General features: G+C 74.4%; 10 protein-coding genes, 1 tRNA gene and 2 pseudogenes. 10 read left to right on the forward strand and 3 right to left on the reverse strand.

Going from position 1 to position 11,005, the window contains the following annotated elements; genetic code table 11:
• Both C1I97_RS21685 and C1I97_RS21690 read left to right on the forward strand, forming a co-directional pair.
• Positions 1–245, forward strand: a pseudogene (locus C1I97_RS21685) (hypothetical protein); the annotation flags it as partial.
• Positions 246–316: 71 nt separating this feature from the next.
• Positions 317–739, forward strand: a complete 423-nt coding sequence (locus C1I97_RS21690) for an SgcJ/EcaC family oxidoreductase (protein WP_258382676.1) — start codon at positions 317–319, stop codon at positions 737–739.
• Positions 740–777: 38 nt separating this feature from the next.
• Here C1I97_RS21690 and C1I97_RS21695 read toward each other — a convergent pair whose 3' ends face one another.
• Both C1I97_RS21695 and C1I97_RS21700 read right to left on the reverse strand, forming a co-directional pair.
• The gene (locus C1I97_RS21695) at positions 778–1,647 is read right to left on the reverse strand and encodes a spermidine synthase (protein ID WP_111004883.1); all 870 of its coding nucleotides are present in this window, start codon (positions 1,645–1,647) and stop codon (positions 778–780) included.
• A 73-nt stretch (positions 1,648–1,720) separates the two neighbouring features.
• Entirely contained in the window at positions 1,721–2,119 is a 399-nt protein-coding gene (locus C1I97_RS21700) for a hypothetical protein (protein WP_181446845.1), read from the reverse strand.
• Positions 2,120–2,417: 298 nt separating this feature from the next.
• Between C1I97_RS21700 and C1I97_RS21705 the strand changes: the two genes are divergently transcribed.
• The 8 genes from C1I97_RS21705 (at position 2,418) to C1I97_RS21740 (ending at position 10,425) form a co-directional block, all read left to right on the forward strand.
• Positions 2,418–3,839 (forward strand): hypothetical protein, encoded by a 1,422-nt coding sequence (locus C1I97_RS21705; protein WP_111004885.1) that lies wholly within the window; start codon positions 2,418–2,420, stop codon positions 3,837–3,839.
• A gap of 286 nt (positions 3,840–4,125) precedes the next feature.
• Positions 4,126–5,103 (forward strand): phosphatase PAP2 family protein, encoded by a 978-nt coding sequence (locus C1I97_RS21710; RefSeq protein WP_111004886.1) that lies wholly within the window; start codon positions 4,126–4,128, stop codon positions 5,101–5,103.
• Positions 5,051–6,187 (forward strand): hypothetical protein, encoded by a 1,137-nt coding sequence (locus C1I97_RS21715; protein ID WP_111004891.1) that lies wholly within the window; start codon positions 5,051–5,053, stop codon positions 6,185–6,187. Before C1I97_RS21710 ends, C1I97_RS21715 begins: the two co-directional genes overlap by 53 nt.
• Positions 6,178–7,785 (forward strand): hypothetical protein, encoded by a 1,608-nt coding sequence (locus C1I97_RS21720; RefSeq protein ID WP_111004887.1) that lies wholly within the window; start codon positions 6,178–6,180, stop codon positions 7,783–7,785. Before C1I97_RS21715 ends, C1I97_RS21720 begins: the two co-directional genes overlap by 10 nt.
• Positions 7,782–9,131: an AAA family ATPase gene (locus tag C1I97_RS21725; protein ID WP_111004888.1), complete on the forward strand. Its 1,350-nt coding sequence runs from the start codon at positions 7,782–7,784 to the stop codon at positions 9,129–9,131. The genes C1I97_RS21720 and C1I97_RS21725 overlap by 4 nt, the downstream gene beginning before the upstream one ends.
• 110 nt (positions 9,132–9,241) lie before the next feature.
• Positions 9,242–9,616, forward strand: a complete 375-nt coding sequence (locus C1I97_RS21730; protein WP_073952897.1) for a hypothetical protein — start codon at positions 9,242–9,244, stop codon at positions 9,614–9,616.
• Between the two features lie 130 nt (positions 9,617–9,746).
• On the forward strand, positions 9,747–10,361 hold the full coding sequence (locus tag C1I97_RS21735; RefSeq protein WP_111004889.1) for a bifunctional DNA primase/polymerase: 615 nt from the start codon (positions 9,747–9,749) through the stop codon (positions 10,359–10,361).
• Positions 10,352–10,425, forward strand: a tRNA-Lys gene (locus tag C1I97_RS21740). Before C1I97_RS21735 ends, C1I97_RS21740 begins: the two co-directional genes overlap by 10 nt.
• A 202-nt stretch (positions 10,426–10,627) precedes the next feature.
• Here C1I97_RS21740 and C1I97_RS21745 read toward each other — a convergent pair.
• Positions 10,628–11,005, reverse strand: a pseudogene (locus C1I97_RS21745) (M6 family metalloprotease domain-containing protein); the annotation flags it as partial.

Below are 11,005 nucleotides of genomic sequence, written 5' to 3' on the forward strand. Positions count from 1 at the left end.
CTCCTCCCTCCCCCACCGCCTCCGGCCAGGTCAAGAGCTACGACACCAGGGGCGGCCGGGTGGTCTTCGACCTCGGCGAGGCCTCGGCGAACCTGGTCTCCGCGGCTCCGGGCACGGGCTGGTCGATGCAGGTGTGGAAGACGGAGACCTGGATCCGCGTGGAGTTCACCTCGGACACGGACCGGGTGTCGGTCATCTGCGCCTGGCACGACGGACCGCCGCACGTGGACATCGGCAGCTACTAGGACCTGTCCGGACGGCCCTCGCGGCTGCGGGCCTTGACCTCAAGTCCACTTGAGGTCCCAGGGTGTTCCTTGTGAACACCGAAACCGTGAACACCGAAACCGCGGACATCGCAGCCGCGGACATCGCAGCCGTCGAACAGGTCGTGGCCGCCGTCGAGCGCGCCCAGCGCGCCAAGGACGTGGAGGCCTTCCTCGCGCTGTTCCATCCCGACGCCCTCTGGACGACCGCCCACGGCAAGGTCCTCATCGGCTTCGGCGCGATCGCCGAGTTCACCCGCGCCGTGCTGCCCGCCGCGATCTGGGACGGTGAGGTCACCTACGAGGCGGTGCACACGCGGTTCCTGCGGCCCGACGTGGCGGCCGTCAAGGTCCGTCAGGTCCACCACTCGGCAGAGGGCGACACGGAAGGCGCTCCGCTCTACGTCATGACCAAGCAGGACGACGGCAGATGGCTGCTGCACGCGTGCCAGAACACCGAAGTGCGGGCCGGTTGAGGACTCGCCCGGGCAAGTCCGCTGGCCGCACGCCCGGTTCAGCGGAAGACGGAGGGTGGCGGGGCCGGTGAGGCGACGGCCGTGGCGTCCGTGACCGGTACGGCTCCTCCGGTGAAGTCGGTGAGGGCGCGGCCGTGTTCGACACGGGCCGGGTGCGGGTCGGAGGCGGCCCGGCGGGTCAGTTCGGCGACCGGCAGCGGCAGGTCGGAGGCGACGAGCACCGCGTTGCCGAACCGTTTGCCGCGCAGCACGGCCGGGTCGGCGACCAGCGCGAGCTGCGCGAACCGGGCGGCGGCGGTGGCGATCTGGCCGCGCAGATGGGCCAGCGGCGGGCCGTCGGCGAGGTTGGCGGCGTAGACCCCGCCCGGCTTCAGGGCCCTGCGGACCTCGTCGAGGAACTCCGTGGTGGTGAGGTGGGCGGGCGTACGGGTGCCGCTGAACACGTCCGCGACGACCAGGTCGGCCCAGCCGTCCGGCACCTTGGCGAGCCCCTCGCGGGCGTCCGTCGACCGCACCCGTATGCGGGCGTTCGCATCCAACGGCAGCTCACGCCGCACCAGTTGGACCAGAGCCGCGTCCCGTTCGACGACCTGCTGGGTGGAGCGGGGACGGGTCGCGGCGACGTACCGGGCGAGCGTGAGCGCTCCGCCGCCGAGGTGCACGGCGTGCACCGGTCTGCCGGCCGGCGCGGCGAGGTCGATCACATGGCCGAGCCGCCGCTGGTACTCGAAGGAGAGGTACGCCGGGTCGTCGAGATCGACGTACGACTGCGGGGCGTCGTCGATCAGCAGGGTCCAGCCCCGCGCCCGCTCCCGGTCGGGTACGAGTTGCGCGAGCCCGCCGTCGACCTGTTCGGCGACGGCTTCGACGGCTCCCCGCCCGCGGCGGGGACTTCTGGACCTTCCCACTCGCCCATTGTCGCAAGCCGTGCACCGCCGCACGCACGCGCGTGCCGGGCCGTGGGTGTCCGCCCGGCCGGCGTCAGCGGCAGTTGTCCGCCGCCTCGATGATCCGGGCCGCCTCCCCCAGCGCCCGGCGGAGCACCGCGGGGTCGGTCGCGAGGTCGGCCTCGCCGGGCGGGACCAGCCAGTCCGAGCCCTCCGCGGGCGACTTTGGGGCGAGCTTCAGGCCCTGCCCGTCGGTCTCCGTGCACGTGCTCCCGGGCACGTCCCAGGCCGCGGCCGTACCGGCCGGCACCAGGAAGCCCAGCGTGTCGTCCTCGTCGTCGTGCAGTACGGGCCCCACCGCGTCCCCCGTGCCGCGGCGCAGGATGTCGACCGCCTCCAGCCCCTGCCGGGCCGGCACCGTCACCAGGTCGCACGGGGGTTGCGGTGACTGCGGCGGCTGCGTACACGGATCGCGTCTCTGCGGGGTCTCCATCCCGGCCTCCATCGCGAACACCTTCCTCGTTGGACGAGCGGGTCGGGAGTCGGGCGGCTCCCGGTCCACGGGGTTCAACGCGGCAGCGCGTCAACGGGTGTGGTCGAAGTCCCCGCAAAGGATGGCACTTCATGGCAGATCATGGGCGAGATATCCGATTTGTAGTCAACCACAGCGTGGCGGACCGGGCACAACCGGTACTTTCTTGCTCGCCGGAAACAGGGAGTCACATGGATCATGCGGACAACTCCCCCATGCACCCGGCATGGTTCGACGGTTCGTACGAGAGGACCCGGCCATGACGTCGTCGACGGTGACCTCGTCCCAGTCCCCCCGGCCACCACGGCCGAATCTCGCCTTCCGGCGGCTGCGCGGACAGCGCTCGCCGGCCGAGTTCGCCGCGATGGTGCGGCGGGCCGCCCAGGAGATCGGTGAGCGGGTCAGCTGTGACGCCCGCTACATCGGCCGGGTGGAGGCAGGTGAGATCCGTTGCCCCAACTACGCCTACGAACGTGTGTTTCTGCACATGTTCCCCGGCCGGACGCTCACCGACCTGGGATTCGCGCCCCGGTCGGCCGTCCGCGGACGCGCGGCACGCCGCACCCCGTGTGAGACACGGGAGGCGGACCGGCCGTATCAGTTCCACGACTCCCAGGACCACCCGCAGGACCCGTACCACCCGCACGAAGACGACGAGGAGAGCGACGTGCTGCGTCGCGCGTTCATGACCCGCGGAGGCGCCACGGTGGCCGCCGCCTCGCTGGGCCCCCTGGGGCTCGCCTTCGACGCGTCGGCCGCGGACCGCCCCGCGCGCCGCGCCGGCGCGAGCGACGCCGGCGCCGTCGAGGAGGCCGTCCGCAGGATCCGGTTGCTCGACGACCGGCACGGAGCGGACGGCCTCTACCGCCGCGCGGCCGCTCCGCTGCGCGCCGCCTACACGCTGCTCGACGCCGGAACGACCCGGCAGGTCACCGCCGACCGGCTGTACTCGGGCGCCGGGGAACTGGCCATCTCGGTGGGCTGGCTGGCCCACGACTCCGGGCGCTTCGACGACGCCCGCTCGCACTACGCGGAGGCGCTGGCCACCGCGCGCATGACCGGGGACCCGGCCCTGGAGGCGCACGCCTTCTGCAACACGGCGTTCCTCGCCCGGGACGCGGGACGGCCGCGGGAGGCGGTACGGGCCGCGCAGGCCGCGCAGCGCGTGGGACGCGGGCTGGGCTCGGCACGGCTGATGTCCCTGCTGGCGCTGCGCGAGGCGGGCGGCTGGGCGGGGCTCGCCGACCGCACCGGCTGCGAGCAGGCGCTCACGCGGGCGCAGGCCCTGTACGAGCGGGGGCCCTCGGACGCCGATCCCGAGTGGATGAGCTTCTACGGCGCGGCCGAGCTGGAGGGGCTGAAGGCGCAGTGCTGGTCGGCACTGGGCGACTGGCCGCGGGCGGCCCGGCACGCGCGACGGGCCGCGCAGCTGCAGGACCCGCACTTCACGCGGAACATCGCGCTGTACACGGCCGAGCTGGCCGACGACCTCGCGCGCGGGGGGTACCCCGACGAGGCCGCTGCCGCGGGGATGCGGGTGCTGGATCTGCTGGGGCAGGTCCAGTCGTCCCGGGTCCAGACGATGCTGGCGGGGACGGCACGGGTGCTGTCGCCGCACCGGCGGGCGAGTGGGGTGTCGGCGTTCCTTGAGCGGCATGCGTCGTCGCCGCGGACGGCGTGAGGTGAGTCTGCGGGGGCGCCGCATGCCGGTGCGGGCCGGTGCGGGCCGGCTTGCCCGCGCTTGCGGGGTGCCTCCCCCGAGCTCTTCGAGCAGGGGCCCCAGCGCCCACCCGTGCCGTCCCAGCGGCACGAGTGGGCGGGCTGTGGTGTGACGCAACCCTCGGGGCGATCTCCGCGTCTTCGAGGGGCGGGGGGCTGCCCCGAGGGGGCGGCGCGTGCACCGTAAAGTGGCACGACCCGGCCCACCACCGGGCACCGCAGCGACACAACAGGGGGAGGGGCATCGGATGCCGCAGACCGAGGCACCGGCGCCGGCAGCGTGCACCGAGGCACCCCCGCGAACCCGGCTGCGCTGGTGGGCCGAACTGCCGCTGATCCTGCTGGTGTACGGCTGCTACTCGGCGGGCCGCCTGCTGGCCCGCGGGGACGTCTCCACCGCCGTCGACCACGGCCTGGCGATCCTGCGCGTCGAGAAGCTGCTGTACCTGAACGCCGAGCACCCCCTCAACCGCCTCTTCACGCGCGAGCCCTGGATCGGTGTCCCGGCGGACTTCTGGTACGCGTCGCTGCACTACCTGGTGACGCCCGTGATCCTGGTGTGGCTGTTCCGGGCGCGCACCGCGCTCTACCGGGCGGCCCGGACCTGGCTGATGACGTCCACCTTCATCGGCCTGATCGGCTTCACCCTGCTGCCCACCTGCCCGCCCCGCCTGCTCTCCCCGGAGCACGGCTTCGTGGACACGATGGCGTACTACAGCTCGTACGGCTGGTGGGGCGGCGAGGCCAGCGCGCCGCGCGGGCTCGGCGGGATGACGAACCAGTACGCGGCCATGCCGAGTCTGCACGTGGGCTGGGCCCTGTGGTGCGGGGTGATGCTGTGGCGCCACGGCGGCACGCGTACGGCCAAGGCCGCCGGCGTGGTCTACCCGCTGGTGACCGCCCTGGTGGTGATGGGCACCGCGAACCACTACTTCCTGGACGCGGTCGCGGGCGCGGCCGTGATGGGCGTCGGGCTGCTGCTCGCGCCGTATGTGATGCGGGGTGCGGACCGGGCCGGGGCGGTGCTGACGGCCCGTGTCACGGCCGTCACGGGACGCCCGGGCGACGCAGGTTCCCCGATTGTCAGTAGTAGATGCCAGACTTCGGCGGGTGAACGGATTCCACGGCAGCGCGAAGCACGGTCCGGTCCCGGAGCCACGCCGGGGGCCGTCCCTGAACAAGTCCCTGAGCAAGCGGGGGACGGCGCTCCGGCACCAGCTCGCTGAGCTGCGCGGGCCCGGCGTACCGGCCCGGACGCTGGACGCCCGTGCCCTGGCGGCGCTCGCCGCGAACCCGGGCTGCCGGCGGCGCGCGATCCTGGACGGCGCGGGCGTGGACAAGGCGGCGCTCGCCGACGCGCTGGGCGCGCCCTCGGCCTTCGGCCAGTCCCAGTTCGCCTTCATGCGGGGCAACGCGTTCGAGGCGCGGGTCAAGGCGGACGGCGGCGCGGAACTGCTGCGGCTGGCGCACCGGAAGCTGGACCCCGGCGCCGAACCGCCGCAGGAGGCCCACGTCCCCGACCTGACCGCCCAGGGTCCCGACGGGCGCACGGCACGTACGGCGCTGGCGCTGCGCGAGGCCACCGGGGCGGGCGGCTGGACGCTGCTGGACCATCCGTTGCTCGCCCTGGAGGTGGCCGGCTCGCCCGCCTTCCTGGAGCCGGACGCGGTGGTGGTGCACCCGGACGGCAGCTGGACGGTCGTGGAGATCAAGTCCTTCCCGATGCTGGACGGCTCCGCGGACCCGGCGAAGGTGGGCGCGGCGGCCCGGCAGGCGGCGGTGTACGTGCTGGCGCTGGAGGACGTCGCCGCCCGTCTGGACCCCGCCCCGCGCGTACGGCACCGGGTGCTGCTGGTGTGCCCCAAGGACTTCTCCAACCTGCCCACCGCCTTCGCCGTCGACGTCCGCAAGCAGCGCGCGGTGACCGCCCGGCAGCTGACTCGGCTGACCCGCATCCAGGACATCGCCGACGCGCTCCCCGAAGGGGTGTGCTTCTCCCCCGAGCTGCCTCCCGAGGAGCTGACGGCCGCGGTCGAGGCGGTCCCGGCGACATACGCGCCGGAGTGCCTGGCCTCGTGCGAGCTGGCCTTCCACTGCCGGGCGCGCTCCCGCGCGCGGGGCGCGGTGACCGCGCTGGGCCGCTCGGTCCGCGCCGAGCTGGGCGGTCTGTCGACGGTCGAGGACGTGCTGGCGGCGGCCCACGGCGAGGCCGGTGACCCGGACGACCCGGCGGTGGCGGCCCTGCGCAGGGCGGCCGCGCTGCGGGCCGAGGCGCTGGCGTCCGCCGGCCGGGAGGCGGCATGTCGCTGATCGCCGCCCTCGCCCGGCTCGAGGCGGTGCGCGCCGGGCAGGCCCGGCCCGCCGCGACCGTCCGGCACCGGCACCTGTCCGAGCGGCCGCTGGTGTTCGTGCCGCTCACCACCGCCGGTGAGGCGGGCGCCCCGCTCGGCGCGCTGGTCGGCACGGACCGGCACGCGCCCCGGCTGCTGGCCGTGCCGCAGCCGCGCGACCGGGACCTGAGGTTCGCGTTCCTCGCCGAACTGGCCGACGTGGTCCTGCCGTACATCGACTCCTGTGCCCTGGCCGTGGAGTCCGCCGAGCGCACCGAGACCGACCCGGAGAGCGGCAAGTGGGTCAAGGTCGAGGTCGAGCTGTGCGCGGACGCGCCCCAGCTGATCGTGCCGAGCCGCGCGGGCATCGACTTCGTACGGCTGCTCGGGCGCTCCATGCGCTTTCGGCGCACCGCCGAGCAGGACCCCCAGGCTCCGCACCCGGCGCCGCCGAGGGTGCCGTTGCTCGGGCGGTGGCTGACCCACTTCGGGGAGCGGGCGCGGGTGCCCGGCTCCTCGCTGCTGCTGGCGCTGACCGACGTGCTGGCCCGGCACTGGACGACCGGCCAGTCCGGTCTGGAGGACCAGCACCTGGGGGCGCTGCTGGCGTGGATCAGCCCGCCGGAGGGCGGCTCGGGCGCTCAGGCCGCGCTGCGGGCCGAGCTCGCGCGGGGCGCCGACGGCCAGCTGGAGTGTCCGCCGGCGGGCCCGGCGACCGACCCGGCGTTCGACAACAAGCTGCTGGCGCCCGCGATCGAGCGCTACGACCGCGCGCGTACGGCCCTCGCCGCCGCCGAGGACGGACTGCAGGCCGACGACCGGCTGGGCGCCCTCACCGCCGCCGAGCGCGAGATCCGCGCGCTGGTCGAGAGGTGCGCCCTGCCCACCTGGGAGAAGGTCTGGGACGGCCTGGACCTGCTGCGGGCGCTGCCCGAGGGCGCGCACGTCGAGGAGCGGTGGACGCGTGACCGCTGGTCGTTCACCGGCCACCGCGACCGCGTGCTCGCGGGCGAGCCGCCGCAGCCGCGCCACGACGACGCGGTCACCGCGGCGAACAAGCTGGCCGCGCGCGAGCGTGAGCAGGCCCGCCTGGAGGCCCAGGAGGCGCTGGACGACCCGCTGGTCATGGCGGGGCGGCGGCTGGCCGGGGAGGCGTTCGCCGGCGAGGTCACGGACGTCGTCATGGCCTACGGCGAGGGCAGGCGGCCCAGTCCGCGCCCGCTGGTCACCGTCCGCACGGACGACCAGCCGCACCTGGGCGAGCGGGCCCGGGTGTACCGCTCGCTGGACGGCAAGCCGCAGTCGGCCGAGTTCGTCGCCCACGAGGAAGGGGGCGGGGCCGAGGGGACGCTGATCGTGCTGCGGATCCTGGACAGGATGGGCCGCGGCAGGGAACCGGCGGCCGGTTCGGTCCCCGAGAAGGGCGACCACCTGTGCTTCACGCTCTTCGAACACGAACAGCGCGGCGGCGCGAAGCTGCCCGACCCGGAACAGACCCCGTGGACGCACGGCGGCCCGCCGGACGAGGAGAGCGCGCCGGAGGCCCCCGACCCGGTGACCGAGGAGGATGTCCTGTGACCGCCCCCGCCCAGGAGACCGCCTTCGATCCGGGAGCGGCGGCCACCCGGGCCACCGACGCGATCCTCCGTGACACCCTGCACGGCCCGCACCGCGGGGTCGTCGTCGACTCCCCGCCCGGCGCGGGCAAGTCGACGCTCGTCGTCCGCGCGGCGCTGGAGCTGGCCGCCGCCGGACGGCCCCTCATGGTGGTCGCGCAGACCAACGCGCAGGTCGACGACCTGGTGGTGCGGCTGGCGGAGAAGAACCCCGAGTTGCCCGTCGGCCGGCTGCACAGCAGTGACGCCGACCCGTACGACAAGGCGCTCGACGACCTGCCGAACGTACGCAAGTCCGCGAAGGCCGCCGACCTCGCCGGTCTGGACGTGGTGCTGTCGACCGCCGCGAAGTGGGCGCACGTGAAGACCGACGAGCCGTGGCGGCACGCGATCGTCGACGAGGCGTACCAGATGCGCTCGGACGCCCTGCTGGCGGTGGCCGGGCTGTTCGAGCGGGCGCTGTTCGTGGGCGACCCGGGCCAGCTGGACCCGTTCTCGGTCGTCGGCAGCGAGCAGTGGGCGGGCCTGTCCTACGACCCGTCGGCGTCCGCGGTGACGACCCTGCTCGCGCACAACCCCGGGCTGCCCCAGCACCGGCTGCCGGTGTCCTGGCGGCTCCCGGCGTCGGCGGCGCCGCTGGTCTCGGACGCGTTCTACCCGTACACGCCGTTCCGCAGCGGCACGGCGGCCGGGGACCGGCGGCTCACCTTCGCCGTCGCCTCGGACGGCTCGGCCCCCGACCGGGTGATCGACGAGGCCGCCGAGTCCGGCTGGGGCCTGCTGGAGTTGCCCGCGCGGTACACCCCGCGCACGGACCCGGAGGCGGTGCGCGCGCTGGCGGCGGTCGTACGGCGGCTGCTGGAGCGGGGCGGCGCGGCTGTCTCGGAGCGGTCATCGGACCCGGCGCCGCTGACCGCCGGGCGGATCGCCGTCGGCACGGCGCACCGCGACCAGGCGGCGGCCGTGCGCGCGGCCCTGGCGGACCTGGGCGTCACCGACGTCACCGTGGACACCGCGAACCGCCTCCAGGGCCGGGAGTTCGACGTCACGGTGGTCCTCCACCCCCTCTCCGGTCGCCCCGACGCCACCGCCTTCCACCTGGAGACCGGCCGCCTCTGCGTGCTCGCCTCCCGCCACCGCCACGCCTGCATCGTGATCTGCCGCGCCGGCGTGAGCGAACTCCTGGACGACCACCCGTCCACGGAGCCGGTCCAGCTGGGAGTGACGGTCAAATTCCCCGACGGCTGGGAGGCGAACCACGCCGTGCTCGCGCGGCTGCGGGAACACCGGGTGGGCTGGAAGCCTTGAGGAAGCCGGGGCGGGCTTTTGTCCCGCTGCCCTCTTGCGTGCGCGCGAGACAATGAAGGGTGGCCCTCTCGCAGGGCCGTGCCACCCGAACCGTACAAGGAGGACACGACATGGCGGAGCCAACGCCGCGTCGCAACGAGCCGCGGCTACGCCCCGCGCCCCTGCTGTTCGAGCCCGCCGCGGCGAGTGCCGACCCCGAGCACTTCTTCGACCTGGAGTCGATCGACGATCCGCGCGCGCTGCTCGCGCGGGCGACGGAGCTGACGCAAGCGTTCCGCGCGGCGGCCGACCGGGCGGTGGAGTTCCAGGCGATCGCGGCGGCGCAGCTCGCCGACCCGCGGCGGTTCGACCGGCTGACCCCGGCGGACATCGCCGAGCGGGCGGAGTGGACCGAGGACTACGCCAAGAAGATGGTGGAGTTCGGCCGGGATCTGCTCAGCGGAACCGAGGGCGGCGTACACGCCAACCCGGCCGATCCTCTCTGACCCACCCGCTCCCGGACTGTTCCGGCCCGGCATATGCCGGGCGCGTACGATACCCCCGCCCGCTCCCTCCTGTCCCCGTTTTCCACAACCCTGCGGAAGCGGCTGCTCACGGTCGGTAGATGTATCCGTCATGAGCCGTACAGGGAACGAACCGTCCTTCGACCATCTGCACGCCTCCGGCGTCACCGCGGACGGTGCCGCCTGGCTCGCCTCGGCGGGGACGTACCCGCGCAGCACCCTCGCGCTCTGGCGGGAGCGGCCGCGGTCGCCGGTCGTCCTGCCCTGCGGCACCGCCTTCGACGTGGTGAGCACGCCCGTGGTCTTCGGCCGCCGGATGCTGGACCGGCTGTGGGACGAGGGCCCGGGCTCGGGCCCGGTGGCCGTCCACCGGGGGCGGATGCTGCTCTTCGCCGCGCCGGGCACCGCGCACCGGCTGCCCTCGCTGCTGGAGTGGGAGGAGTGGGGGTCCCAGGGCCGGGCGGCCGGCCGCGGCGAAGGCATCCCGCCGCTGCTGTGCCACGGCAACGGTGACGCGGTGACCCTCCCGTCCCCGGCCGGGGACGGCTCCCCCGGGCGGTCCGACTCCCGCTGGCTGGTCGCCCCGGACACCCGTCACCCCTGGCTGCCGGGCCCGGAGGTCCTGCTGTGGGCGGCCGTACGGGCGGCCCGGGCGACCGTGCGGATATCGATTTTTCCTCCCGCCGACCAGGGTGCTAAGGTCTACGACGTCAGCAGGCGCCGCTAGCTCAGTTGGTTAGAGCAGCTGACTCTTAATCAGCGGGTCCGGGGTTCGAGTCCCTGGCGGCGCACGATGGCGAGGGCGAGGCATGTTCGCGGAAAGCGCGGACCGCCTCGCCCTCGTTGTTTTTGCGCGGCTTCGCCGCGCGTGGTGGGGGCTTCGCCACCCACACCCCCTTGCTCCGGTCACCGTGGGAGTCGGGTGCTCCGGTCACCGCGGGTGTCAGGTGCTCCAGTGATCGTGGAAGTCAGGTGCTCCGGTGACCGTGGGTGTCAGGCGGGCGTGATCTTGACCGTGTACGCGCCCGACGCCGTGCGGTTCTCCACCTCCACCCGGACCCCTTCCCCCGGCACGGTGAAGGTCTCGCCGACGTCGATCGGCGCGTCGGCGAGCGGCGGGTGGACGGAGGTCCTTGCGCAGGCGCCGGTCCGCGGGTGGGCGTCGATCACCTGGACGGGGCCGCTGCCCGACTCCACCCCGCTGCGCACCCGGTACACCAGCACCCCCTCCCGGCATCCGGTCACGTCGTTGCCGAGCTGCGCCCGCGCCTCGACGGCCAGCGCGCTGTCGCTCCCGGTGCGCACCACCGCCAGCTTCGTCCCGTTGCCCAGCCCGAACGGCGGCGACCCGGCGGTGCCCTCTCCCGTGCC

Source organism: Streptomyces sp. NTH33, from assembly GCF_003236365.1.
GTDB lineage: Bacteria > Actinomycetota > Actinomycetes > Streptomycetales > Streptomycetaceae > Streptomyces.

What these genes read in the sequence shown, in the direction of transcription:
- C1I97_RS21705 (WP_111004885.1), top strand. Translation starts at nt 2,418, where the DNA reads ATGACGTCGTCGACGGTGACCTCGTCCCAGTCCCCCCGGCCACCACGG.
- C1I97_RS21735 (WP_111004889.1), top strand. Translation starts at nt 9,747, where the DNA reads ATGAGCCGTACAGGGAACGAACCGTCCTTCGACCATCTGCACGCCTCC.
- C1I97_RS21700 (WP_181446845.1), bottom strand. Translation starts at nt 2,119, where the DNA reads ATGGAGACCCCGCAGAGACGCGATCCGTGTACGCAGCCGCCGCAGTCA.
- C1I97_RS21720 (WP_111004887.1), top strand. Translation starts at nt 6,178, where the DNA reads ATGTCGCTGATCGCCGCCCTCGCCCGGCTCGAGGCGGTGCGCGCCGGG.
- C1I97_RS21710 (WP_111004886.1), top strand. Translation starts at nt 4,126, where the DNA reads ATGCCGCAGACCGAGGCACCGGCGCCGGCAGCGTGCACCGAGGCACCC.
- C1I97_RS21730 (WP_073952897.1), top strand. Translation starts at nt 9,242, where the DNA reads ATGGCGGAGCCAACGCCGCGTCGCAACGAGCCGCGGCTACGCCCCGCG.